The following is a 24,504-nucleotide window of genomic DNA, read 5'->3' on the forward strand; positions in this document are numbered from 1 at the left end:
GAGACGAACACGGCCGGAGTAACCGCATCCGCTATCCGGCTGCCCGGTCCGCGTTGGCGTGGACGGCGTCCCGGATGTACTCGCCGAGGCCCGGCCGCTGGTCCGGCTCACGCACCAGGAAACCGAGCTGGACCGGTTCGGTCGCGTACAGCCCGGCGAGCTCACGGTGCGTCGTGAGGTCGCAGTCACCCATGAACGCCGCGAGCATCCGACGGTGTTCCTCGGCGAGGTCCATCGCTGGGGAGCTGTCGGCGGGCGCGCCGGAGTCGAACACGGCGAGCAGCCGCCGGACCCAGTCCTCCCGGGCCTTCTCCGCTTCGAGCCATTCCTCCTTGGACCGCGGCACGGCCGCCGCCCGCCATTGCGGGGTCTCACCCCACCGGCGGACGGCCTCCTCCGCGTAGCCCTCCGGCTCACGGAACTCGCCGAAGACCTCGAACCGCTCCTCCGGGGTCAGCACGCTCCCGACTTCCTTCGCCGCGATCACCCGCTCGACGGATTCGGCCATCCGCGTCAGCTCGCCGATCCGGTCGGCGAGCAGCTCACGCTGACGCCGCAGATGCTCCAGCGCGTCCACTCCCGGATCTTCGATCATCTTCGCGATCGTCTCGAGGCCGAACCCGAGCTCCCGGTAGAACAGGACGCGCTGGAGACGGTCGAGGTCGTCGTCGCTGTAGCTGCGATACCCCGCGGCCGTCCGCCCGCTCGGGGACAGCAGGCCGATCTCGTCGTAGTGGTGCAGCGTGCGCACGGTGACGCCCGAAAGCGCCGCGACCTTCCCGACCGGATACCCCATCGCCCCAGCGTAGGTGAGTCAGCGCCTCCTGGTCCGCAGGTAGTCGCCGACCACGGCGGCGCCGAGCCCGTCGAGATCGGGCGCGACCACCCGGCCGCCGGAGCGACGGGCGAGCAGGTCGACGAACTCCGTCAGTCGCGGGTCGTCCCCGAGCCGGAACACCGTCGTCGACGCGCCCAGTTTCGCCAGACGGTCCACTTCGGACAGGGTCTTCAGCAGCGTCCTCGGCTGGGGCGGGTAGTCGAATTCCGCCGATCCGTCCGGTTCCAGGTGTGCGGTCGGCTCGCCGTCGGTGACCATCAGGACCACCGGCTGCGCGTCGGGATGCCGCCGCAGATGCCGTCCGGCCAGGAGCAGGGCGTGATGGGCGTTGGTGCCCTGTTCCCAAGCGCCTTCCAGACCGACCAATTCGGCCAGTTCGACCGATGTCGCGTAGCGGCCGAACGTGATCAGCTGGAGAGCGTCGTTGCGGAACCGGGTGCTGATCAGCTGGTGCAGCGCGAGCGCCGTCCGCTTCATCGGCAGCCAGCGGCCTTCCTGCACCATCGACCACGAGGTGTCCACGAGCAACGCCACCGCCGCGCGCGACCGGTGCTCGGTCTCGATCACCTCGACGTCGGCAACGTCCATCCGGACCGATCGCTCCCCCACCGAAACCGAGCGCAGGACGGAGTTGCGGACCGTCCTGGAGACGTCCCACGGCTGCATGTCCCCGAACCGCCACGGCCTGGTCGCGCCGGTCGGCTCGCCCGCGGCACCGGCGGACTCGGTCTCCCGCTGCCCGGTCTTGCCGCGCAGCGCGTTCACGACGTCCGCGAGCGCCGTCTGGCCCAGCCGCCGCAAAGCCTTGGGAGACAGGCGAAGCGTGCCATCGGGAGCGCGTTCGAAGAGTCCTTGCCGCCGGAGCTCGCGGTCCAGTTCGGACAGCCGCCGCGCGTCGACACCGGCGTCCGGTCCGAGCTGGCGCCTCAGCGCGTCGACGTCGATGTCCTCCAGTCTCGCGCCGGGATACGACTGGCCGAGCTGTTCGGCCAGCGCGTCCAGTTCGGCGAGATCGGACATCGCCCGGGCTCCCTCGCCGAGGCCCAGTGGATCGTCGCCGCGGAACCGTTCCGAAGAGGTCCAGTCCTCGCCGGGGCGCAACGCGCGCAGCTGGGCATCCAAAGTGGACAATTGCTGCGCGAGCCGGGGGTCGCCGAACGCCTGCTGGGACAGTTCGGCCAGCTCGGCGCGCTGTTCGGGAGTCATCGAGTTCAGCATCCGCTGCGCGGCCGCGGCACGAGCGGCGAGGACGTCGATCAGCTCTTCGACGTTCTTCGGGTTCTCCGGGAAGAACTCGCCGTGCTGACGCATGAACTCCGTGAACCGCTCCGGGACGTCCTCACGACCTTGGGCATGCGCGGCCAGGAGCTCGTTCAGGTCGGCGAGCATGCGGTTCGCCTGTTCGACCTGTTCCGGCCCGGCGTTCCGCAGTGCCTCCTTCATCCCCTCGAAACGGGAATCCAGCAGCTCACGGCCGAGCAGGTCGCGGATCTTCTCGTAGTTCTCCCTGCCTTCACGCGATCGCCAGTCGTACTCGGCGAGTTCGCGCACCGCCGCGGCCGTCCCCGGCGGCAACGCGTCCAGCTGTGCCTCGCGGAAACGGGCGTCGTCGTCCGGGTCGGGGAACAGTTCGCGCCGCTCGGCCTCCAGCGCCTGGTCGAGCAGCCGCTGGACCTCCTGGAGCGTGCCGTCGAGCCGGTGCCGCCGCTGGATCTCCGACCGGCGCTGCCAGAGCCGCCTGGTCAGCTCGTCGAGACCCGCGGTGCGCGGGGTGCCGCGCCGCAGCAGCTCTTCGAGCGCGGACCGGGGCGAGGCGCCCGCCATGACGTCGCGGCCGATCTCGTCGAGCGCGTCCCGCAGATCCGCGGGCGGCGCCAGCGGATCCGGGCCGTCGTGCCACGGCCCGTACGAATAACCTTCCGGGAGGAAACTCATCGGCCGTAGACGGTCGTCGAGTCGTCCGAGTCCTTGGCGAGTCTCCTCGACAGGAACAGGGATTCCAGCGCCAGTTCGACCGCGGCCGCGATCCGCCCCGCCGGCTCGTCCGGCGCGACACCCGCACGCGCCGCGACGTCGTGCAGTACCGGCAGTTCCGGCAGCGCGGCGAGGACGTCCTTGCCGGGAACGCGTTCTCCGGTGGCCACCAGATGCCCGGACTCGACGGCGTCGGCCAGCGGCAGCAGGTCCAGGCCGGCGAACCGCGAACGGGCCGTCTCCGCGACCGCCCGGCGCAGCAGGTGCACGAGGTGCTCGGTCTCGCGTCCCTCCTCCCCCGGCTCGAATTCGAGCTTGCCGCGCAGGACGGCGGGCACGGCGTCGAGATCGACCGGACGCGCCACCGCGGGCTCCTCACCGGTCAGCGCGGACCGGCGCAACGCCGCGGCACCGACCGTTTCCGCCGCCGCGACGGCGAACCGGGCCGAAACACCGGACCGCTGGTCGATCGCGGGCGACTCGCGCAGGTTCCGCACGAACCGCGCGAGCACCTCCAGCAACGGCTCGCCGACCTCGGCGACCAGCCGCGCCTCCTGCCGGACGACCGCGATCTCCGCCTCGACGTCGAGCGGGTAGTGGGTGCGGATCTCGGCGCCGAACCGGTCCTTGAGCGGGGTGATGATGCGGCCGCGGTTGGTGTAGTCCTCCGGGTTGGCCGTCGCCACCAGCAGCACGTCCAGCGGCAGGCGCAAGGTGTAGCCGCGCACCTGGATGTCGCGTTCCTCCATCACGTTCAGCAACGCGACCTGGATGCGCTCGGCGAGGTCCGGCAGCTCGTTGATCGCCACGATGCCGCGGTGGGCACGCGGGACGAGTCCGAAGTGGATGGTCTCGGGATCGCCGAGGCTGCGGCCTTCCGCGACCTTCACCGGGTCGACGTCGCCGATCAGGTCACCGACCGAGGTGTCCGGTGTGGCCAGCTTCTCCGTGTACCGCTCGTCCCGGTGGCGCCAGGTCACGGGCAGGGCGTCGCCGAGTTCGGCCGCGCGGCGGCGCGACTCCGGGGTGATCGGGTCGAGCGGGTGCTCGCCCAGCTCCGCACCCTCGATGACGGGAGTCCACTCGTCGAGAAGTCCCGCGAGGGTCCGCAGCAGCCGGGTCTTGCCCTGGCCGCGTTCGCCGAGGAGGACGACGTCGTGCCCGGCCAGCAGCGCGCGTTCCAGCTGAGGCAGCACCGTGCGCGAGAAGCCGACGATCCCGGGCCAGGCGTCTTCGCCGTCACGGAGTTTGGCGAGCAGGTTGTCGTGCAGTTCTTGGTTGATCGACCGCGGCAGGTGACCCGCCGCGCGGAGGTCCCCGGCGGTCCGGGGCAGGTTTGCGGGAACATCGTTCACCCGTTCGACGCTACGTCGCGAGCGTGGCCGCTGTCGACGTGAAGCAACTCCATCTCCGCATCAACCGTTCGGTTGATCGATCTTCGGAAGATCGGTCGATGTGGCGCCGGCGTCCGTCCGGGAGGCTTGAGGCATGGCACCCGTCCGAGGTCGTTGTCCCCACATTGGAGAGAGGAGAAGTCAAGCCGGGGTTAACCCGCCCATTTCCTGGTTTCGCCGAAAGCACGACTAAAATCAGTCCGGTGTGCCGTCCTAGTGCGACCCTCGCGGTCTGGTCTTCGGCGTGGCTGAACGGAGCCGCGGCCTCCGACGACGTCCTTGACGCCCTGCAGGTCTGGGGCGAAGCCCACGACTTCGTCGCCGCGGACGCGGCGGCCGCCGAGGCGTTCGATCTGCCGCTCGCGTTCAACCGGGCCGCGACGCCGGTCCAGCTGCTGCTCGCCCTCCGTTCGCAGGGGGCGAAGAGCATGCAGCTGCTGCTCCCGGTGCCCGGTGACGTGCGAGGGCTCGGTGGCGGCGGGCCGTTCGCCGCGGCCGCGCTGCGGACCGGAGAGGCCGTCGTGCTGCCGGATCTCGGCTACGGGGTGGTCCCCGAGGCGATCGCCGAAGGTCTCATGCGCTGGACCGTGTACTCGGTGCCCATGCCGGGCGTCCTCGAGTACCGACCGCTGGGCGAGGCCGAGCACGGCCTGACCGACGCGATCCGCGCGAGCGCTGGTGCGCTGCAGGCACTGGACGTCGCCAGCGAACGGCCCGGGGTGCGGGCGGAGCTCTCGGCTCGGCTCCGAGCGGCCACCGACGCGCCCTGGCCCGCCGGAATGCCCAGCCGGGCACTGCGGGTGCTTCAGCGCTCCCAAGAGATCGCGGCGATCCTCGCCATCGCCGAATCCGACGATCCGGGCGGAGCGCTCTCCTCGTCGGCGGCGCTTCGGCGGGCGGAAGCCTTGCGGCCGCTGACCGAAGCCGTCCGCAACGCCCGGTGCGCGGCGATCAACGAGGCCGTGCGGGTGTTCGCCGAGCAGGCGGACAGGCACCCGTAGCCGGGTGGTTCACGTGGCCACGGCGTGCTTCCGCTGGATCCTCTCGGCGTACCGGACGGACCACAGCGAAAGCCCGCCGATGACGGCGAGCAGCAGGATCACGCTGAGCGCGTTCATCACGTCGGCCGGCAAGGTGTAGACCAGCGGCACCCGGATCGCGGCCTCCAGCAACAGCGCCACTCCCCACACCGCCGACATCCGGGTGAACGCCCGCCGGAACGCGGGGACCTCGTCGCCGAGCCGGTCGATCTCCGCGCGTTTCGCCGCGCTGGAACCGGCCCGTACGGCGACGAGCACCATGGGCGTGCGGCTGAAGCAGCTCAGCAACAGCACGAGCGCGGCGGTCGCGGTGGCGAAGGATTCCTTCAGCAGCAGGAAGTTCGCGTCACCGGTGACGAGCGAGAGCACGAGCCCGACCCCGAGCACACCGGCCAGCAACGCGGCGAAGCCGTCGAAGGACCGGTCGCGGACGGCGACCCATGCGATCCGCGCCGCGGCCAGCCCCGCTCCGGCCAGCAGCGAAACCTGCTCGCTCTGGCCGGCGAGCCGGAGCCCGTAGTAGGCGGCCAAAGGAAGCGCGACGTCCCAGAGCAGCAACGACAGCGTGGGGTTCTTGCCGCGCGCGGTCACGAGTCCGCTTCGCAGTCGGCCAGGAACTTCAGGACACGCGTGTTGACCTCCGCTGCGGATTCACCGGCGATGGCGTGGGTCGCCGACGGCCAGAGTTCGACCTGTCCCCGCGCCAGGAGCTCACGCGCGCGGGCGGCCGCGCGTTCCGGATCGTGGATGACACTGCGCCCGGCGATCAAGGCCAGCACCGGCATCCGCAGTGAGCGCAACTGCTCGTCGGTGAACAACCTGGGTGACGGCAGGGCGATGCGGTAGGTCCGCATACCTTCGTCGATCACCCGCGCGACCGGATCCGTCGCGTCGACCTCCGCGCCACCGGAAATCCAGTGGAGGAACGAAGGGCGGGCCCATCGATCGACGCCGGGGATCGCGGCGAGGGTGGCGCGGACGACCAGGCCCGCGGTCAGTCCGCCGAAGGTCAGCACGGGGTCGATCACGGTGAGCGACCGCAGCCGCTCCGGCGCCCGCACCGCGAGATTGGCGGCGAGCCAGCCACCGAACGAGTATCCGATCAGGTGCACGGACGGCAGGTCGAGTTCCGCGAGCACCGTACTCAGCCAAGCGGCCTGATCCGCGCCGCCGCGGATCGGGACGGTCTGTTCGCTGCGGCCCGGCTCACCGATGAGGTCCACCGCGTAGACCTCGCCGTGCCGCAGCAGCGCCGCGAGGTTGGGCTCCCACATCACCGCGCTGCCCGCGCGACCGGGCAACAACACGATCGGCGTCCCGCCCGGCTGCCCGAACCGGTACACGCGCGCCACCCCGAACGCCGTCTGGATGTCGTGCACACCGGCCGGCGCGGGCAAAGCCGCCAATCCTCGTTCGTACACGGCCTCGTACTCGGCTCGCGCCGCCGACGAGGCGAAACCGCCCACCTTCATTCGCACCCCTCCTCTTTACGATACGATCGGATTGTAAACAGTTGGTGAGAAGTTTGCAATCCGATCGGACTGTCAAAAGGAGGAGTGGGTGCCCAAACGCGTCGATCACGAGGACCGGCGGCGGCAGATCGCCGCGGCCGTTCGCCGCATCGCGGCCGACCGGGGGCTCGAAGGGGTCAGCCTGAACGAGGTCGCGGCCGAAGCCGGCATCTCGAAAGGGTTCGTGCAGCACTACTTCGCGTCACGGGACGACATGCTGCGGTTCGCGGCGACCACCCTGCGAGGCGGAGTCGAGGAGCGCATCGCCGCCCCGTCCGAGGGCGAGCTTCGCGCCCGGGACCTGCTCGTCGCCTTGCTCCCCCTCGACGACGCGGGCCGGGACGACGCACTGGTCGCCAACGCCTTCCTGGTGCGCGCGCTCAAGGATCAGGAGATCGCCGGCCACTTCCGGACCGGCCACGGGCTGCTTCGCGACGCGGTGGCGGCGCTGCTCGCCGAAGCCCAGGCGGACGGCGATCTCGCCCAGTCCGTCGACCCGGCCGCTGAAGCCACCCTTTTGCTGGCGCTGGTTTCCGGCCTCGGTGACGCGGTGCTGCTCGGGTACCAATCCGGCGACGAGGCCATCGCCCTGATCGATCTCCACCTGTCGAGGATCGCCGCCTGAAGACGGTCCGTGAGGGCCTCCTTGCCTACCCTGAAGGTAGGGAAGGAGGCCCTCACGGACTACCCGAGCGCCACCGTAACCCCGGCGACACCACAAGCCCCAGCAGTCACAGCGACGGCGCGTGAAGAGCCCCTTCACCCGGCTCAGCCGAAGAGACTCGACCTTCGCGCCTTCCCAAGTACGTGAAGGCCCCCTTCATTGCGTCTAGCGCAATGAAGGGGGCCTTCATGTACTGCAGCAGTGAGTGAAGGCGGCGGTGGCATGGTGGGTCAAGTCTCGTGAGTGGCAAGGACGGTTAGAACCGTCCTTGCCACTCACGAGGGCGGGGCGCTTACGGGCGCGCGGGCCTCTTCGCGGGCTCGCAGCACCCCACCGCGCAAGGCGCCCCGTTGATCGTGCACCCGGCCGCCGGGAACGGCGACAGCTTCCGCGCCGGCGCCCCCTCGACGTGTTCCCGGATCAGCTCCACGACGAGTTCGGCGAACCGAGGGTCGGTGTCCGGCGTGGCGGCGCGCGCGAAGCCCATGCCGTGCTCCGCGGCCCTCTCGGCGGCCTCGTTGTCGAGGTCCCAGATCACCTCGAGGTGGTCGGACACGAAGCCCACCGGGCAGACCACCACCGACGTGACGCCTTCCGCGTGCAGCGCGTCGATGTGGTCGACGATGTCCGGCTCCAGCCACGGCACCTGCGGCGGGCCGGAGCGCGACTGCCAGACGACGTCGTAGGTCTCGATCCCCGCTTCGGCCGCGACGAGCCTGGCCGCTTCGGCGATCTGACGCGAGTAACGCCGTCCGCCTTCCGACGGCGGGCCGGATGCCTTGTCGGCGGACTCGGGCACCGAGTGCGCGCAGAACACCGTCCTGGTCCCGGGCTGGTTCCCCAGCTTCGCGTGCGCGGCACGGACCGCGTCGGCGAAGGCGGCGATGAACAGCGGGTGGTCGAAGAACTGCCGCAGTTTCACCAGCTCCGGCGCGCCGTCGCCGACCGACGCACGAGCCCGCTCGATGTCCTCGTCGTACTGACGGCAGGCGGAATAGCCGCCGTACGCGCTCGTGGGGAAGACCAGGACGCGCCGAGCACCCGCCTCGGTGATTTCGGCCAGGGTGTCCTCGACCATCGGGCGCCAGTTGCGGTTGCCGAAGTGGACGGGCAGATCGATGCCGGCGGCCGCGAGTTGTTTCTCGACCGCGGAGATCGCGTCCCGGTTCAGCCGGTTGATCGGCGAGACCCCGCCGAAGTGCTGGTAGTGCTCGGAGACCTCGAGCAGCCGTTCCCGGGGGACCCCTCGGCCCGAGTGACGTTCTCCAGGAACGGCATCACCTCGTCGGGTCCCTCGGGACCACCGAACGAAAGCCAAAGCAGCGCGTCGTAACCCACCCTGTCATCTTGCCGTTGTGGCGCTCCGCACGCTGACCCGACCCGTTTTGAACCGACCGATCCAAAACCTGGTACGGTCGCTTCCATGGCCAGGCCGAAGGAATTCGACGAGCGCGCCGCGGTCGGGCGCGCCATGGACGCGTTCTGGGCACGCGGTTACGAGGGCACGTCGACACAGGCCCTCTGCGAAGCCACCGGTTTGGGTCGCAGCAGCATCTACAACACCTTCACCAGCAAGCACGCGCTGTTCATGCGCGCGCTCGACCACTACGCCGAACGCGGGATCGCGGCCAGGACCGCCTTGTTCGAAGAACCCAGGACCGGCATCGAGCGGATCCGTGCCCTGTTCGCGTACACGATCGACGAAGAGGTCGAGCATCACGGCCGGGGCTGCCTCGTGGTCAACACGGTGGCCGAGTTCGGCGAGCGCGATCCCGAGATCAAGGCACGGATCGACGCCGACACCCGGCGGCACCTCTCCCTTCTTTCGGCCTGCGCCAAGGAAGGACAACTCGACGGGACGATCGACAGCGGTCGCGAACCCGGCGCCGTCGCCGAGTTCGCGCACAGCACCGTCGCCGGACTCCGGCTGATGTCCCGCCGCGGCGCCGACCGGGCGGCGATGGAGGCCGTCGCCGCCATCGCCGTGGACGCGATCGCCGCGAAGTAGACCGAAACAACCCCTGTGCGCAACGCTGCCCACATTTTGGACTGAACGATACAAAACTGGAGGGAAGTCCCTTGCCTTTGGCAGTCTGCGTTCTCGGACTGAGCGTGTTCGCGCTCGGCACGTCCGAGTTCATGATCACCGGCCTGCTCCCGGGAATGGCGGCCGATCTGCACGTCGGCATCCCGGAGGCCGGGCTGCTCATCTCGGCCTTCGCGATCGGCATGGTCGTCGGCGCTCCCCTGCTCGCGATCGCGACGCTGAGGGTGCCGAGGCGCGCCACCCTGATGGCCCTGCTCGTCGTCTTCGGCCTCTCGCACGTCGTGGGCGCGCTGGGATCCGGGTACGCCCTGCTCTTCGCGACACGCGTCGTCAGCGCGGTCGCCTGCGCCGGATTCTGGGCGGTCGCGGCGGCCACCGCGGTCGCGCTCGTCCCGGTCGAACGCCGCGGCCGCGCGCTGGCCATCCTGGTCGGCGGGCTCACCGTCGCGAACATCGCGGGCGTGCCCGCCGGGACCTTCCTCGGCCAGCACGCGGGCTGGCGGGCGGCCTTCTGGGCGGTCACGGTGCTGACCGTCATCGCGTTGATCGGGGTCTTCGCCCTGGTTCCGGAGACGCAGAACGGCGAAGACAAGACCGACGTCGCGACCGAACTGCGGCTCTACCGAGGCGGCCGGTTCTGGCTGGCGCTCGGCGTGATCGCGCTCGCGCAGGCGATGATCTTCGCGACCTTCAGCTACCTCGCCCCCTTGCTGACCGAGGTCGCAGGGCTGCCGGAAAGCTGGGTGCCGGGCGTGCTTTCCCTGTTCGGGCTCGGCGCGCTGATCGGTATCACCGCCGGCGGCAGGCTAGCCGACGCGAGGCCCTTCGCGACCCTCTACGGCGGCCTCGCCGTCGCCCTGCTCGCCCTGGTCCTGCTCGCGCTCTCCGGCCCAGCGACGCCGGTCGCCATCTTCGCCGTGTTCCTGTTCGGCGTCGCCGGATTCGGGGTCAATCCCGCCTTGAACGTCCGCGCCTTCGCCGTGGCGGGCAACGCGCCCACGCTCGTCGGCGCGAGCACGACCGCCGCGTTCAACGTCGGCAACACCGTCGGCCCGTGGCTCGGCGGCGAGTCGATCGACGCCGGTCTCGGCTATCCCAGCGTGGCGTGGGTGAGCGTCGGGCTCGGGGTCGCCACCGTCGTCGCACTCACCTTCGCCGCCGGTGTCCAGCGCACCGACGACACCCGTCTGCTCCGCGAACCCGTTACCCAGTAAGGAGAAACATGTCCGAGCGAACCAAGGCCACCCTCGACGAGTTCTTCCGCCGGATGTCCACAGGAGACACTGACGGCGCCACGGAACTCTTCGCCGACAGCGTCGCGTGGGACATCCCCGGCGCGACGGAGCTGGTCCCGTGGATCGGCCCGCGCCGGAACCGGGCGGAGATCCGCGAGTTCTACGACCTGCTCGACAAGGGCCTCGTCAAGGACCGGTTCGACGTCGAACGCGTCCTCGTCGACGGGCCGCACGCGGTCGCGATCGGCCGTCTCCGCTCGACGATCCGCAGCACCGGCAAGGTGATCCAGACGGCCTTCACGATCGAGTTCGAGGTGGACGACGCCGGCCTGATCACCAAATACCTGCTGCTCGAGGACTCCTGGCACGTCGCGAACGCCGTCCTCCCCTGACACGCGTGAAGGCCCCTTCCCGCGGCTCAGCCGAGGGAAGGGGGCCTTCACGCGCATCGAGACTCAGATGCCGAGTGCGTGCACTCCGCCGTCGACCATGATCATCGAGCCGGTGGTGGCGGGCAGCCAGTCCGACAGGACGGCGCAGACGGACTTCGCCGTCGGGTCCGGGTCGGAGCTGTCCCAGCCGAGCGGCGCGCGGTCGCCCCAGCCCTCCTCCAGGTCGGAGAAGCCGGGGATCGACTTCGCGGCCATGGTCTTCATCGGACCGGCGCTGACCAGGTTGACCCGGATCCCCTTCGGGCCGAGGTCGCGCGCCAGGTACCGGTTCACCGACTCCAGCGCCGCCTTCGCCACGCCCATCCAGTTGTAGACGGGCCACGCGACGCGCGCGTCGAAGTCCATGCCGACGATCGACGAACCGCGCGAGAGCAGCGGCAGCGTCGCGACCGTGAGCGCCTTGAAGGAGTACGCCGAGACGTCGACGGCCACCTTCACGTCCTCGCTCGGGGCGTCCAGGAACGGCGCGCCGAGGCAGGACTGCGGGGCGAACCCGATCGAGTGCAGCACGCCATCGAGCCCGTCGACGTGCTCACGCACGCGGTCGGCGAGGGAGTCGAGGTGCTCCTGGTTGGTGACGTCCAGCTCCAGCACCGGCGCCGGCTCGGGGAGCCGCTTGGCGATGCGCTCGACGAGCGACAGCCTGCCGAAGCCGGTGAGCACGACCTTCGCGCCCTCCTGCTGCGCGATCTTGGCCGCGTGGAACGCGAGCGAGGCGTCGGTGATGACGCCGGTGATCAGCAGGCGCTTGCCTTCGAGCAGTCCTGGCACGGGACCTCCAGTCCGGAGTGGTTTGCGATCGGTACGGGAAAACGGGGACGTCAGTGGCCCATGCCGAGGCCGCCGTCGACCGGCAGCACCGCGCCGTTGACGTAACCGGCCTCTTCGGAGGCGAGGTAGCGGACGGCGGCGGCGATCTCCGACGGCTCGGCGTACCGGCCGGAGGGAACCTGGGCGAGGATCTCCTTCTTGCGGTCCTCGCCGAGCTCGTCGGTCATGTCCGTGGCGACGAAGCCCGGCGCGATGACGTTCGAGGTGATGTTGCGCGAGCCCAGCTCACGTGCGAGCGAACGGGCGAGGCCGACGAGGCCCGCCTTGCTGGCCGCGTAGTTGACCTGGCCGGCCGAACCGGTGAGGCCCACGACGGACGAGATGAAGATGTAGCGGCCCCACTTGCCGCGCAGCATGCCGCGCGAGGCGCGTTTGGCGACCCGGTACGCGCCGGTGAGGTTGGCGTCGACGACGCGGGTGAACTGCTCCTCGCTCATGCGCATGAGGAGGGTGTCGTCGGTCATCCCGGCGTTCGCGACGAGGACCTCGACCGGGCCCTGGTGCTCCTCGACGAGCTTGAACGCGGCGTCGATCTGCTCGGCGTCCGTGACGTCGGCCTGCACGCCGAAGAGGCCTTCGGGCGCGCCGGAACCGCGGTGCGTGATCGCGACCTTGTGCCCCTGCGCCGCGAGGTCCTTCGCGATCGCCAAACCGATGCCGCGGTTGCCGCCGGTGACCAGTACCGACCGTCCCACTTCAGCTCTCCTCGCCTCGTCCTGTCGCGCTGACGGCACTGAGGCTATCGGCTCGCCTGGTTCGCGCCGGAGCCGCGCCACCCCTACCTCCGGGTAACCGCGACCGTCCTAAGCGGATGTTAGGAACCGCGCCGAAACCTTGCCCGGCGGTCACGGATTGTTCACCGTGAGCCGGAACACAGGAGGTCAAAGATGACAACCCGGATCGGCGAATCCACGCCGCCCGTGAGCGAACGTCGAGTCGTCGGCAACGTGCTGCGCGGCTCGATCGGCAACCTGGTCGAGTGGTACGACTGGTACGCCTACGCCGCCTTCACCACGTACTTCGCCAAGTCCTTCTTCCCCACCAAGGACACGACGGCGGCCTTCCTCGGCACCGCGGCGGTGTTCGCCGTCGGCTTCCTCATGCGGCCGCTCGGCGGCTGGATGCTCGGCCGGTTCGCGGACCGCTTCGGGCGACGAAGCGCACTCGTGCTTTCCGTCACGTTGATGGCGACGGGGTCGCTGATGATCGCCGTGACACCGACCTACGCCACGATCGGGATCGCCGCGCCGATCCTGCTGCTGGTGGCCCGGCTCGTCCAGGGGCTCTCGGTCGGCGGCGAGTATTCGACCTCCGCGACCTATCTGTCCGAAGTGGCCACTCCGGGCAAACGCGGTTTCTACTCCAGCTTCCAGTACGTGACGCTGTACGGCGGCCAGCTGCTGGCGCTCGGCCTCCAGCTGCTCCTGCAGGCCGTCCTGACCGAGCAGCAGCTGACCTCGTGGGGCTGGCGCATCGCCTTCGTCGTCGGCGCGCTCGCCGCGGTCGTGGTGATGGTCCTGCGCCGCGGAATGGACGAGTCGGCCAGCTTCGAGGAGACCAAGGCCTCCGGCACCGGCAAGGACGCGGGCGACAAGGGCACGCTGCGCGCGCTGATCAAGTACCCCAAGGAGATCGCGCTCGTCGTCGGCCTCACCCTCGGCGGCACGGTGTCGTTCTACACCTTCGCCACCTACAGCCAGAAGTTCATGGAGAACACTGCGGGCATCCCGCGCCGGACGGTCACGCTGATCCTGTTCTGCGCGATCCTCGTCGCCGCGATCCTGCAGCCGTTCGCGGGCAAGCTCTCCGACCGCATCGGCCGCCGTCCGCTGCTGATGTTCTTCGGGATCGCGGGCACCCTGCTGACCGTCCCGATCATGACGCTGATGGGCGGGACGAAGGAGCCGGTGCTCGCCTTCCTGCTGATGCTGGCCGGCCTGGTGATCGTCACCGGGTACACCTCCATCAACGCGATCGTGAAGGCCGAGCTGTTCCCGACGAAGATCCGCGCGATCGGCGTCGGTCTCCCCTACGCGCTCACCGTGGCGATCTTCGGCGGCACCGCCGAGCTCATCGCACAGGCGCTGAAGGGGGCGGGCCACGAATCGGTGTTCTTCTACTACGTCGCGGGCTGTGTCCTGGTGTCGCTCATCGTGTACGGCACAATGCGGGAAACCTCGAAGACCTCGGAGCTGGACAAGAAGAAGCGGCCCGAGCCTGAGCTCGTGTCCGGCCGCGAAGGCTAGGCGGGAAGGTGTGGCCGTGCGGGTGCTGCTCGTCGAGGACGACACCGGTGTCGCCGACGCGATCGCCGAAGCGCTGCAAACGCGCGGCCACACCGTCTCCCACGCGATCCGCGGCAGCGACGCGCTGCACCGGCATCGCGCCGCGGACGTGATCCTGCTGGACCTCAACCTGCCGGACATGCACGGGCTCGACGTGCTCAGGAAGGTCCGTCAGGTGTCGCCGGTGCCGGTGCTCGTGCTCACGGCGAGCGGGGACGAACGGTCGGTGGTGCGCGGGCTGCGGCTCGGCGCCGACGACTACCTGACGAAACCGGTCCGCTTGGCCGAGCTGCTGGCGAGGATGGACGCCGTCGTCCGCCGCGCCGCCGTCTCCGCGGCGCCGCAGGACGGCGTCGTGCGCGTCGAGGACGTCGAGATCGACCTCGGCGCGCGACGGGTGCTGGTCGACGGGCACGACATCGGGCTCACCGCCAAGGAGTTCGCCGTACTGGCGGTGCTCGCCGCCCGCCCGGGTACCGCGGTGAGCCGCCAGCAGCTGATGGACGAGGTCTGGGGCGACGCGTACCTCGCCGTCTCCCGTTCGCTCGACGTGCACCTGACCCAGCTGCGCGCGAAGCTCGACCGGCCCGGCCTGCTGACCACCATCCGGGGTTTCGGCTACCGGCTGGGCCGGGGCTGACCGGTGCGCACCCGGCTGCTGGTCGTCCTCGTCGCCCTCGCGCTGACGGTGGTCGCCGCGTTCGCGATCCCGCTGTTCGGGTCGACCGCCGCACAGCGCACCCAGCAGCTCGTGATCGCCCGCAACGCCGACGTCGACCGGTTCGTCGTCCTCGCCCAGCAGGCGGTCGACGCCGCCGATCCGACCGCGCTGGCGGTCGACGCCGAGCGGTATTCGTCGTTATACGGCGAGGCGGTCGTGGTGGTCGACGCGCGCGGCGTGCCACTGGTCGAAACCGGCGGGATGACCGCCGCGGAACCGGTGGTCCGCTCGCTCGTCGAGGCCGCCCTGCGCAACCAGCCCGCGAAGGGCCCGGAACAGCTCAGCCCGTGGTCGGCCGATCCGGTCCATTTCGCCCGTCCGGTGGGCACCGGGACCCGGGTGGCCGGTGTCGTCGTGCTCCGCGCGTCGGTGACCACGGCGGCGGCCGACGTCGCCGCCCGCTGGGCCGCGATCGTCGCGGGCGCGGTGCTGGTCGCGGCGGTGTTCGTGCTGCTCGCGGTGCTGCTGGCCCGCTGGATGGTGCGGCCACTGCACGAACTGGAGACGGGCGTGCAGGCGGTGACCGAAGGACATCGCGCGCAGGTCCCCGACCGGGCCGGGCCCCGTGAGCTGCGTTCGCTCGCGACGTCGTTCAACCGGATGTCCGACGCCGTCGTCGAGGCCTCCGAACAGCAACGGAGGCTGGTCGCGGACGCGTCGCACCAGCTGCGGAACCCCATGGCCGCTTTGCGGTTGCGGGTGGACTCGCTCGCCGCACAGGTCGACGGCGACGGTCAGAGGGCCTACCGGGCGACCGTCGCGGAGGTCGAGCGCCTGGAATCCCTGCTCGACGGATTGCTCGCGCTGGCGCTCGCCGAAAGCGCCGCGACCCGGCTCGCCGCGGGCGAGTCCGGTGAAGAACCCTGCGATCTCCCTGCCGTCCTGGCCGAACGCGTCGACGCGTGGCGGCCCTCCGCCGAAGACGCGGGCGTGGGTCTCGCGGCGGCGGAAGGCCACGACGAGCCGGTGCCGGTGCGGTGCGAGGAAAGCGAACTGGCGCAAGTGCTGGACGTCCTGCTGGACAACGCGGTGCACTACGCGGGGCGCGGCGCCACGATCATCACCGGCTACGAAACCGGCGACACGACGGCGACGCTCTTCGTGTCCGACAACGGTCCCGGACTGTCCAAAGAGGACCGGGAGCGCGCGACCGAACGGTTCTGGCGTGCCGGGGGCGACGGCGCGCCACGCGGCACGGGCCTCGGCCTCGCGATCGCGAGCCAGCACGTGCTCGCCAGGGGCGGGAAGCTCGAACTACGTGAGGCGAAACCGCACGGCCTCGAAGTCCGCGTCGAACTCCCTCTCGCGGCAGGGGAAAAGGCATGACTGTCACCAGGCGCACCGCGCTCCTCGCCGGGCTCGCGACGATCGCCGGATGTTCGGCCACGGGCTATCAGGGACCGGAACGTGAGGTCCTCATCGCGGCGGGCGAGAACGGCGGTTTCTATCTGGCCTTCGCGGAACTCTTGGCCCAGCAGCTGAACCGGGCGGAACCACGGCTGCGGGCGACGGCCGTGGCCACCGAGGCCAGTGTCGAAAACCTGCGGCGGCTACGGGACGGCAGGGCCGATCTCGGACTCGTCCTCGGAGACGTCGCCGAATCCGCTTTCCTCGGCGCGGAGCCGTTCTCCGTCCCGATCGCGTTCTCGGCCATCGGCCGCGTCTACGAGAACTACCACCAGCTCGTCGTCCGGGTGGACGGCGGTGTGCGGTCACTCGCCGACCTGTCCGGCCGGCCGGTGGCGATGGGCGCGAGCGGGTCCGGCGTCGCGGTGTTCAGCAGTCGCCTGTTCGCCCGCGCCGGGGTGCCGGTGAAGGCGAAGAACCTGCTTCTGGGCGAAGCGATCAACGCGCTGGCCGCGCACGAGGTCGACGCGCTGCTCTGGTCCGGCGGGATCCCGACCCCCGCGCTCACCGAGCTGAACCGCACCACCCCGATCACGCTCCTCCCGCTCGACGGCCACCTTCCCGCGCTGCGCGCCGGCTTCGGTCCGGTGTACGACCAGGTCCACGTGCCGGCGCAGGCCTATCAGGGGGTCGGCGAGCTGCGGACGATCGGCGTCGCGAACCTGCTGCTGGCGGCTCCTTCGCTGCCCGACGACGTCGCGGCCGCGGTGGCGCGCGTGCTGGCCGGGCACGCCGCCGATCTCGTCCCCGCGGCCGCGGTGGGAACGCAGTTCCTCGACGTCCGGACGCTGATCGGCACCGGGAAGGTCCCGCTGCATCCCGGAGCCGCCTCGGCCTACCGTGCCCTGCACGGGTGATCGCGGCTCCATCTTCAGATGGATGCGCGTCGCACCGGGGCGCTGCCAGGGTCGGAAACAGGCGGCCACCGGGCCGCCCCGATCCGGAAGGATTCCAGCATTGGGATCGAGACACACCAGGGTGGTGCGGAGTTCGGCGCTGATCGCGGGCCTCGCGCTCGCGGGCGGGCTCGCCACGGCGGCCCCCGCCGTCGCGGCCGACCAGGCCAAGCTCACCGCACCGGCCCTCACCGGCCCCTACGACGTCGGCACCACCGACCTCCACCTCGTCGACCGCTCCCGCGCCGATCCGTGGAAACCGGAGCGGCGCCGGGAGCTCATGGTCACCGTCACCTATCCGGCGGACCGGTTCGCCGACGGCCCGCGGGCGCCGTGGCTCACGCCCGGCGTGAGCGGCGTCATCGATCAGACGTTCGCGGCCGAGGACTATCTCGGTCTCCCGGTCGGCTCCATCGACTGGGCGTCGGCGAAGCGGCACGCCGAAACCGGCGTCCCGGTGGCGCACGGCGCACCGAAACCGGTGGCGCTCTTCTCCCCCGGGTTCGGCGGCCCTCGCGAGACGTACACGACGATCGTCGACGACCTGGCCAGCCGCGGGTACGTGGTCGTCTCGCTTTCGCACACCTACGAAAGCGCCGCGGTCGAATTCCCCGGCGGCAGGCTCGAAACGGCCGTTCCGCCGGGCGAGGGACCGGAGTTCATGAAGAAGGCGCTCGACGCCCGGGTCGCCGACAGCCGGTTCGTCCTGGACAGGCTGTCGGACATCACCCGCGGACAGAACCCGGACGCCGAGAACCGGCCGCTCCCCCGTGGGCTCGGCCGATCGCTCGACCTGTCCCGGGTCGGCGCCTACGGCCACTCCTACGGCGGGTTCACCGCCGGCGAGACGATGGTCCACGACCGCCGTGTCGACGCCGGGATCAACCTCGACGGCGCGATGGCGACCGCGTTCGGCTACCCGCCGGGCAGTGCCTACGTGCCCGGCGAGGTCACGAAACGCGGCCTCGACCGGCCGTTCCTGCTGATGGGCGCCGAGGGCGTCGACGAGAACGGCAAACCGCTGGAGCACACGCACCGGCACCCCGAGTTCGACCGCAGCTGGGCGGACTTCTGGGCGAACCAGCGCGGATGGAAGCGGGACCTCCTGCTTCGCGGTGGCAGCACGCATATGGCGTACAGCGATCTGCAGGTCGTGGTGCCGCAGCTCGGCTCGCGAGTCGCGCCGGAGAAGCGGGAGGCGGTCATCGGCACGATCGATCCCCGTCGTTCGGTGGCCGCTCAGCGGGACTACATCGGCGCGTTCTTCGACCTGCACCTCCGCGGCCGGGACAAGCACCTGTTCGACGGTGAGTCGCCGCGGCATCCGAATATCGATTTCATCGAGTAGGGGGCTGAAGGGGACTTTCCCCGCATGCCATCGGGCGAAGGACGCTTTCACCGCATGCGATGCGGGGAAAGCGTCCTTCGGCCCCTACATTGGTCGGGTGAAGAAACCCATCGTCGAGATGCCGCTGCGCGTGCGCTACCACGAATGCGACGGACAGGGCATCGTGTTCAACGCGCACTACCTCGCCTATGTGGACATGGCCATGTTCGAGGTGGAGAAGGCCCTCTTCGGCTCGCACCAGGAGGCGCTGGCCCGCGGTGTCGACGTCGTCGTCGCCGAATCGAACCTCCGCTACCGCGCGCCTTGCCGCTACGACGACCAACTGATCGTCGCCGTGTTCCTGAACCACCTCGGCACGACGTCGCTGATCATCGACTTCCAGATCACCCGCGACGGCGTCGTGTGCGCGGAAGTGAAGACCCGCTACGTCTTCGTCGATCCGGCGACGCTCACGAAGGCGGCGCCGCCCGCGGCGGTGCGCGAGGCGTACGCCCCCTTCGTGCCCGCTCAGGCGGACTGAACGCCGGGCCGCCGGTCTTCGACGACGTAACTGGCCCGTGTGCTGATCGGCGCTCCAGGGGTGTTGACGTACGGCACCACCCGGAAGTCGCTCCGCCAGCGCTGCCGGTTCACGTTCACCCGGACGTAGCCGCGCTGGCTGTTGAAGAACTTCATGTGCGGGTTGGCCTTCAGCAGGTTCTCACCGCCGGGTGTCATGTCCGCGCCGTTGCCGCCGCTGGTGATCGACGTCCCGACGAACTCGCTCGCCACGGTGGGCGAGCCGGGGTCGCCGAAGTCGCGCTTGAGGTCCCAGGCGTAGTTCTGGTGCCTGTCGCCGGTGATGACCACCAGGTTGCGCACTCCACGGTCCTGCGCCGCGGCGAGCACGCGGTCGCGGTCGGCGACGTAGCCGTCCCACGGGTCGAGGTAGACGTTCGTGGCCTCGCCCGCGTCGGTGTCGGTCTGGCCCATCGGCGCCTGGTTGCCGAGAATCTGCCACCGCGCGCGGGACCGCGAGAACCCGTCGAGCAGCCATTGCCGCTGCTCCGAGCCGAGCAGGGTGCGGTTCTCGTCGAACCGCTCGGTGCAGTTCGCCGACTGGCCGTCGCCGCACGGCTGGTCGTCGCGGTACTGGCGGGTGTCGAGCATGGTGAAATCGGCCAGCGTGCCGTAGCTGAGCCGGCGGTGAAGCCGCGCGTCCGGGCCCTTCGGCAGCTGGGCGATGCGGTACGGCAGGTGCTCGTACATCGCCTGGAACGCCTCGGCCCGCCGCTGCCGGAACACCGCGCGGTCCTGGTCCGGTTCCTTGTCGATCTGCGAGATGTCGCCCGCCCAGTTGTTCTCCACCTCGTGGTCGTCGTTGACGTGGATCCACGGGAAGGCGGCGTGCGCGGCCATCAGCGGCGCTTCGGACTTGTAGAGCGCGTACTGGAGCCGGTAGCGGGCCAGGTCGAAGGTCTCGCCCTTGAACTGCGGCCCCACCGGCGTACCGCGGCCGATACCGGTGACACCGCTTTCGTAGAGGTAGTCGCCCAGGTGCACGACCAGGTCGAGGTCTTCGGCCGCCATGTGCTCGTAGGCGGTGAAGTGCCCGGCCTCCCAGCTCTGGCAGGACGCGAACGCGAAGTTCAGCTCACGCGGCGACGACCACGCGACCGGCGCCGTCCGGGTGCGGCCGACCGGCGAGATCACGCCGCCCGTGCGGAAACGGTAGAAGTACTCGTGATCCGGCGCGAGACCGTGGACCTCCGGGTGCACGGAGTGGCCGAGTTCGGGCGTGGCGACCACGGACCCGCGGCGGACGACGGCGCGGAAACGCTCGTCGAGCGACACTTCGTACTCGACCCGGACCGGCGTTCGCGGCATGCCGCCGAAACCGTCGGCCTCGTACGGCTTCGGCGCGAGCCTGGTCCAGAGCACGACACCGCCGGGCAACGGGTCGCCCGACGCGACACCGAGGGTGAACGGGTCGCCGGCACCGCGGGCGAGCGGCATCGCGCCGGCGGCGTTCCAGGCACCGGTCCCCAGCAGGACGGCGGCCGCGCCGGCGGAGCCATAACCGAGGAAGCGACGCCGCGACAGGGGGTGAGGGAGCGAAGGCATGAAGCCCTCCTGTGGTGGGATGGTCACGGGCGGGCCTCATGCTCGTCCGGCTTGATGGCCGCCCGGCCGCGCTCAGGCGAAGCGCCCGTGAACGAAAGACGATCAACCCTCGTGTTCCGCATCCTGTTCTACCGCCCCGAAATCCCGCCCAACACGGGTAACGCGATCCGCTTGACCGCGAACACCGGCTGCGAACTCCACCTGGTGGAGCCGCTCGGTTTCACGCTGGAGGACAAGCAGTTACGGCGCGCCGGGCTCGACTACCACGACCTCGCGCGCGTCCACGTCCACGCGGATCTCGACGCCGCATGGGCGGCGCTGCTGCCCGCCCGGGTCTACGCGTTCAGCGCCTCGGCGACGCGGCTGCACACCGACGTCGCGTACGAGCCCGGTGACGTGCTGATGTTCGGGCCGGAGTCGGCGGGGCTGCCTCGTGAAGTGCAGGAGTCGGCCGAGGTGACCGACCGGGTACGGCTGCCGATGCTGCCTTCGAGCCGGTCGCTGAACCTTTCGAACACCGCTGCGATCAGTGTGTACGAGGCTTGGCGGCAGAACGGCTTCGCGGCCCCCTGACCGCCCCGCCCCGGAGGCTATGAACGGTCCGTGAGTCGGTGGCGGGATGAAGGCTCCCTTCGCCGCGTCTAATGCGGTGAAGGGAGCTTCATCCCCGAGCCAGCGTTGCGAAGGTGGCTTTCGCGACACAGCCGCCGCCCAGAAAGGCCGCTTACGGCAGGCGCTGCCCCAGGAAGAGCGAAGCCGCGGCACCGATCATCAGCACCAGAGTCCCGATGATGACCCATGGCCTGCTCGCGTCGGCGTCCTTGAGCTCGTACCCGATCTGCTCGCCGAGGTCGTCGTACACGCGTTTCAGCTCTTCAGCGCTGGCCGCCTTGTAGAAATCGCCGCCCGAAAGCCGCGCGATCTCCTCCAGCGACTCGACGTCGACCTTGACTTCCTGCGGTTTGCCGTCGATGTCGACCGAGCCGTGCGTGGTCCCGAACGCGATCGACGAGATCGGCACCTGCGCCTGCTTCGCGGCCTGAGCGGCCGTGTAGCCGCCTCGCGGCGCGTACAGGTCGTCCGGGACGGTCTGCTTGCCGTCGCTCATCAACACGATCCGCGCGGGCGGCGGGCCCTCAGCGCCACCGACGATCGCCGAGAAGCTCTCGATCGACTGCAGCGCGGCGAAGATCCCTTCGCCGGTGGCGGTGGACTGCGCCAGCTTGAGATTGTCGATCGCCTTCACCACGCCACCGCGATCGGTGGTCGGCGCGACCAGCACGGTCGCCGTGCCCGCGAACGAGATCAGCCCGAGGTTCACGCCCGGGGTCATGTTCTGCGCGAACGACCGCGCCGACTCCTGGGCCGCCTTCAGCCGGGTCGGGGCGACGTCGGTCGCTTCCATCGACAGCGAGGTGTCGATCACCAGCATCACCGTGGCCCGGTTCCGGGGCACCTTCTGCTCGGCCGTCGGCCCGGCGAGCGCGACGGTGAGCACCAGCAGCGAAAGCACGATCAGGATGGCGGGAACGTGCCGCACCCATCCTTGGCTCTTCGGCGCGACCTTCTCCAGCAGTTCCAGGTTGGCGAACCGCATGGTGCGCTTGCGCCGCGCGCGCTGGGAAAGCACATAGCCCACGGCCACCGCGGCGACCGCCAGCAGCAGCAGGAACCACCACGGTGACGCGAATCCGGTGAGGCTCACGCGACACCACCGGACCAGCGTCGTTTGCGGGCCACCACGAACCGGACCATGTCCGCGATCCAGTCCGAATCGGTGCGCAGCACCAGATGCGCGGCACCGGCGCGGCGCAGCGCGGCCGCGACCTCCTGCCGGTGTGCGTGCGCCGCGGCGCCGAATTCCTTGCGCAGCAAGGCCGAAGCGTGCACTTCGCGCTGTTTCCCTGTCTCCGGGTCGGCCAGCACGACGGTGCCCACGTCGGGCAGGTCGATGTCGCGCGGGTCGAGGACTTCGATGGCGATGAGGTCGTGGTGCCCGCCGAGCGCCCGCAACGGGCGCTGCCATTCGGTGTCGCCGAGGAAGTCGGAGATCACGACGGCGAGCCCGCGACGACGCGGCGGACGGCGCAGTTTCTCCAGTGCCGCGGCGAGATCCCCGCGGACGCCTTCCTCGGCGCGCGGGGTCTCGGCGATCTTGCGGACCAGCCCTCGCGCGTGCGGGAGCCCGCCGCGCGCCGGGATGCGCGTGATGCTGCCCGCCCCGTTGGAGACGAGCGCGCCGATCCGGTTGCCGCCACCGCCGGTCAGATGGGCGACCGCGGCCGTCGCGCAGACGACCAGGTCGCGCTTCTCGCACAGCGCCGTGCCGAAGTCGAGGCTCGCGGACACGTCCGCCACCAGCCACGTCTCCAGTTCGCGATCGGCGACGGTTTCCCGGATATGCGGGCTCGTCGTCCGCGCGGTGACCGCCCAATCCATCCGGCGGACGTCGTCACCGGGCTGGTACGGCCGGGCCTCCCCCGGTTCCGAACCGGGCCCCGGCACCAGGCCGAGATGGTTCCCCTGCAACAGCCCGTCGAGACGGCGGCGCACGTCGAGTTCGAGCGTGCGCAGGCCCGCCTCCATCCGCTCCCCGCGGAGTACCGGCGGAGCCCAGGAAGGACGTTCGCCCTTCTCGTTCTTCACTCGGATCCCTTACCTGACGGGCGCGCCGGCCGGGACCGGTCCGCCCTGCCCGGCGCCGCCCTGCGGACGGGCCGAGACCTGCGGCAGCGGCACGGTCTGCAGCACCCGCGTGATGATGTGGTCGATGGGGACGCCGTCGGCCAGCGCGTCGTAGGACAGCACGAGCCGGTGACGCAGCACGTCGGGAACGACGTCGACGACGTCCTGCGGCAGCACGTAGTCCCGCCCGCGGACCAGCGCCAGCGCGCGGGCCGCGGCGATGATGCCGAGGCTGGCGCGCGGCGAGGCGCCGTAGGACACCCAGCCCGCGACGTCGGCGAGGCCGTGGTCGTTCGGCGTACGGGTGGTGAGCACGAGGCGCACGACGTAGTCGACGAGCGCGTGGTGCACGAAGACCTGCGAAGCGACGTTCTGCAGCCGCACCAGCTCCGCCGGGCTGAGCACCTCCTGCGGGGTGGGCGGGGTGACGCCCATCCGGTAGATGATCTCGCGCTCTTCCTCGGCCGTCGGGTACTCGACGACGATCTTGAACAGGAAGCGGTCCCGCTGCGCCTCGGGCAGCGGGTACACCCCCTCGTTCTCGATCGGGTTCTGCGTGGCGAGCACGAGGAACGGGTCGGGCATCGGGAAGGTCTGGCCGCCGATCGACACGTGCCGCTCGGCCATCACCTCGAGCATCGCCGACTGCACCTTCGCGGGCGCGCGGTTGATCTCGTCGGCGAGCACGAAGTTCGCCACCACCGGGCCGAGCTCGACGTCGAACCGCTCGGCGCCCTGCCGGTAGATCCGGGTGCCGAGGATGTCGGCGGGCACCAGGTCCGGGGTGAACTGCACGCGCGAGAACGAGCCGCCGACCACGCGCGCGAAGGTCTCGACGGCGAGGGTCTTCGCGACACCGGGAACACCTTCGAGCAGGAGGTGGCCCCTGGCCAGCAGGCCGACCAGCATCCGCTCGACCAGCCTGTCCTGGCCGACGATGATCCGCTTGACCTCGAACACGGTCCGCTCCAGCAACTGGGCGTCCCGCGCCGGCGTTCCGGGCTGCTGCTGCGCGCCGTCGGCGTAGCCGGGCTCGGTCACTCGTGCCTCCTGTGTTCCCCGCTTGCGTTCTT

The 24,504-nt window shown here is 70.4% G+C and carries 23 protein-coding genes and 1 pseudogene; 12 read left to right on the plus strand and 12 right to left on the minus strand.

Annotated elements, in window-relative coordinates; translation table 11 throughout:
- Positions 1-31: 31 nt before the first annotated feature.
- Genes MJQ72_RS09360 through MJQ72_RS09370 form a run of 3 tightly spaced genes read right to left on the minus strand, consistent with a single transcriptional unit; the run spans position 32 to position 4,167 of the window.
- Positions 32-796: a MerR family transcriptional regulator gene (locus tag MJQ72_RS09360; RefSeq protein ID WP_240598717.1), complete on the minus strand. Its 765-nt coding sequence runs from the start codon at positions 794-796 to the stop codon at positions 32-34.
- Positions 797-814: 18 nt separating this feature from the next.
- Positions 815-2,773 carry a VWA domain-containing protein gene (locus MJQ72_RS09365; protein WP_240598718.1) on the minus strand — a complete coding sequence of 653 codons (1,959 nt, stop codon included), beginning with the start codon at positions 2,771-2,773 and terminating at the stop codon, positions 815-817.
- Entirely contained in the window at positions 2,770-4,167 is a 1,398-nt protein-coding gene (locus MJQ72_RS09370) for an ATP-binding protein (RefSeq protein WP_240598719.1), read from the minus strand. The genes MJQ72_RS09365 and MJQ72_RS09370 overlap by 4 nt, the downstream gene beginning before the upstream one ends.
- A 242-nt stretch (positions 4,168-4,409) precedes the next feature.
- On the opposite strand from MJQ72_RS09370, the gene MJQ72_RS09375 reads away from it, so the two are divergent.
- Entirely contained in the window at positions 4,410-5,207 is a 798-nt protein-coding gene (locus tag MJQ72_RS09375) for a hypothetical protein (protein ID WP_240598720.1), read from the plus strand.
- Positions 5,208-5,216: 9 nt separating this feature from the next.
- Here MJQ72_RS09375 and MJQ72_RS09380 read toward each other — a convergent pair whose 3' ends face one another.
- Both MJQ72_RS09380 and MJQ72_RS09385 read right to left on the minus strand, forming a co-directional pair.
- Positions 5,217-5,837: a VC0807 family protein gene (locus MJQ72_RS09380; protein WP_240598721.1), complete on the minus strand. Its 621-nt coding sequence runs from the start codon at positions 5,835-5,837 to the stop codon at positions 5,217-5,219.
- Positions 5,834-6,718, minus strand: a complete 885-nt coding sequence (locus tag MJQ72_RS09385; protein WP_240598722.1) for an alpha/beta fold hydrolase — start codon at positions 6,716-6,718, stop codon at positions 5,834-5,836. The genes MJQ72_RS09380 and MJQ72_RS09385 overlap by 4 nt, the downstream gene beginning before the upstream one ends.
- Positions 6,719-6,806: 88 nt before the next feature.
- Here MJQ72_RS09385 and MJQ72_RS09390 point away from each other — a divergent pair, with 88 nt between their 5' ends.
- Positions 6,807-7,382 carry a TetR/AcrR family transcriptional regulator gene (locus MJQ72_RS09390; RefSeq protein ID WP_240598723.1) on the plus strand — a complete coding sequence of 192 codons (576 nt, stop codon included), beginning with the start codon at positions 6,807-6,809 and terminating at the stop codon, positions 7,380-7,382.
- A 331-nt stretch (positions 7,383-7,713) separates the two neighbouring features.
- Here MJQ72_RS09390 and MJQ72_RS09395 read toward each other — a convergent pair.
- Positions 7,714-8,759: pseudogene (locus tag MJQ72_RS09395) on the minus strand (ferrochelatase).
- 85 nt (positions 8,760-8,844) lie between these two features.
- Here MJQ72_RS09395 and MJQ72_RS09400 point away from each other — a divergent pair.
- The 3 genes from MJQ72_RS09400 to MJQ72_RS09410 all read left to right on the plus strand — a co-directional run bounded on the left by MJQ72_RS09400 (position 8,845) and on the right by MJQ72_RS09410 (position 11,095).
- Complete coding sequence (locus MJQ72_RS09400) at positions 8,845-9,429, plus strand: TetR/AcrR family transcriptional regulator (RefSeq protein ID WP_240598724.1); 585 nt, start codon at positions 8,845-8,847, stop codon at positions 9,427-9,429.
- Positions 9,430-9,500: 71 nt separating this feature from the next.
- Positions 9,501-10,682, plus strand: a complete 1,182-nt coding sequence (locus tag MJQ72_RS09405) for a Cmx/CmrA family chloramphenicol efflux MFS transporter (protein ID WP_240598725.1) — start codon at positions 9,501-9,503, stop codon at positions 10,680-10,682.
- Positions 10,683-10,690: 8 nt separating this feature from the next.
- A complete protein-coding gene (locus MJQ72_RS09410) occupies positions 10,691-11,095 on the plus strand; it encodes a nuclear transport factor 2 family protein (protein ID WP_240598726.1) in 405 nt (134 codons plus the stop codon).
- A 63-nt stretch (positions 11,096-11,158) separates the two neighbouring features.
- Here the strand turns inward: MJQ72_RS09410 and fabI are convergent, their stop codons facing one another.
- Positions 11,159-11,926 carry an enoyl-ACP reductase FabI gene (fabI, locus tag MJQ72_RS09415; RefSeq protein WP_240598727.1) on the minus strand — a complete coding sequence of 256 codons (768 nt, stop codon included), beginning with the start codon at positions 11,924-11,926 and terminating at the stop codon, positions 11,159-11,161.
- A gap of 50 nt (positions 11,927-11,976) precedes the next feature.
- A complete protein-coding gene (gene fabG, locus MJQ72_RS09420) occupies positions 11,977-12,681 on the minus strand; it encodes a beta-ketoacyl-ACP reductase (RefSeq protein WP_016334125.1) in 705 nt (234 codons plus the stop codon).
- A 192-nt stretch (positions 12,682-12,873) separates the two neighbouring features.
- Here fabG and MJQ72_RS09425 point away from each other — a divergent pair, with 192 nt between their 5' ends.
- The 6 genes from MJQ72_RS09425 (at position 12,874) to MJQ72_RS09450 (ending at position 19,163) form a co-directional block, all read left to right on the plus strand.
- Positions 12,874-14,232: an MFS transporter gene (locus MJQ72_RS09425; RefSeq protein ID WP_240598728.1), complete on the plus strand. Its 1,359-nt coding sequence runs from the start codon at positions 12,874-12,876 to the stop codon at positions 14,230-14,232.
- 16 nt (positions 14,233-14,248) lie between these two features.
- Complete coding sequence (locus tag MJQ72_RS09430; protein ID WP_240598729.1) at positions 14,249-14,911, plus strand: response regulator transcription factor; 663 nt, start codon at positions 14,249-14,251, stop codon at positions 14,909-14,911.
- A gap of 3 nt (positions 14,912-14,914) precedes the next feature.
- On the plus strand, positions 14,915-16,318 hold the full coding sequence (locus MJQ72_RS09435) for a HAMP domain-containing sensor histidine kinase (RefSeq protein WP_240598730.1): 1,404 nt from the start codon (positions 14,915-14,917) through the stop codon (positions 16,316-16,318).
- Positions 16,315-17,256: a TAXI family TRAP transporter solute-binding subunit gene (locus MJQ72_RS09440; RefSeq protein ID WP_240598731.1), complete on the plus strand. Its 942-nt coding sequence runs from the start codon at positions 16,315-16,317 to the stop codon at positions 17,254-17,256. The genes MJQ72_RS09435 and MJQ72_RS09440 overlap by 4 nt, the downstream gene beginning before the upstream one ends.
- 100 nt (positions 17,257-17,356) lie before the next feature.
- Positions 17,357-18,643, plus strand: coding sequence for a lipase (locus MJQ72_RS09445; protein ID WP_240598732.1), 1,287 nt, complete (start codon positions 17,357-17,359; stop codon positions 18,641-18,643).
- Between the two features lie 118 nt (positions 18,644-18,761).
- Positions 18,762-19,163, plus strand: a complete 402-nt coding sequence (locus MJQ72_RS09450; protein WP_396426980.1) for an acyl-CoA thioesterase — start codon at positions 18,762-18,764, stop codon at positions 19,161-19,163.
- Here the strand turns inward: MJQ72_RS09450 and MJQ72_RS09455 are convergent.
- Positions 19,151-20,746 carry an alkaline phosphatase gene (locus tag MJQ72_RS09455; RefSeq protein ID WP_240598733.1) on the minus strand — a complete coding sequence of 532 codons (1,596 nt, stop codon included), beginning with the start codon at positions 20,744-20,746 and terminating at the stop codon, positions 19,151-19,153. The genes MJQ72_RS09450 and MJQ72_RS09455 overlap by 13 nt on opposite strands.
- 111 nt (positions 20,747-20,857) lie before the next feature.
- Here MJQ72_RS09455 and MJQ72_RS09460 point away from each other — a divergent pair, with 111 nt between their 5' ends.
- Positions 20,858-21,319: a tRNA (cytidine(34)-2'-O)-methyltransferase gene (locus tag MJQ72_RS09460; protein ID WP_240598734.1), complete on the plus strand. Its 462-nt coding sequence runs from the start codon at positions 20,858-20,860 to the stop codon at positions 21,317-21,319.
- A 151-nt stretch (positions 21,320-21,470) separates the two neighbouring features.
- Here the strand turns inward: MJQ72_RS09460 and MJQ72_RS09465 are convergent, their stop codons facing one another.
- The 3 genes from MJQ72_RS09465 to MJQ72_RS09475 all read right to left on the minus strand — a co-directional run bounded on the left by MJQ72_RS09465 (position 21,471) and on the right by MJQ72_RS09475 (position 24,472).
- On the minus strand, positions 21,471-22,451 hold the full coding sequence (locus tag MJQ72_RS09465) for a VWA domain-containing protein (RefSeq protein ID WP_240598735.1): 981 nt from the start codon (positions 22,449-22,451) through the stop codon (positions 21,471-21,473).
- Positions 22,448-23,332 (minus strand): DUF58 domain-containing protein, encoded by an 885-nt coding sequence (locus MJQ72_RS09470; RefSeq protein WP_225950060.1) that lies wholly within the window; start codon positions 23,330-23,332, stop codon positions 22,448-22,450. The genes MJQ72_RS09465 and MJQ72_RS09470 overlap by 4 nt, the downstream gene beginning before the upstream one ends.
- A gap of 69 nt (positions 23,333-23,401) precedes the next feature.
- On the minus strand, positions 23,402-24,472 hold the full coding sequence (locus MJQ72_RS09475; protein ID WP_037305078.1) for a MoxR family ATPase: 1,071 nt from the start codon (positions 24,470-24,472) through the stop codon (positions 23,402-23,404).
- Positions 24,473-24,504: the final 32 nt, after the last annotated feature.

The organism is Amycolatopsis sp. EV170708-02-1 (assembly GCF_022479115.1).
Lineage (GTDB): Bacteria > Actinomycetota > Actinomycetes > Mycobacteriales > Pseudonocardiaceae > Amycolatopsis.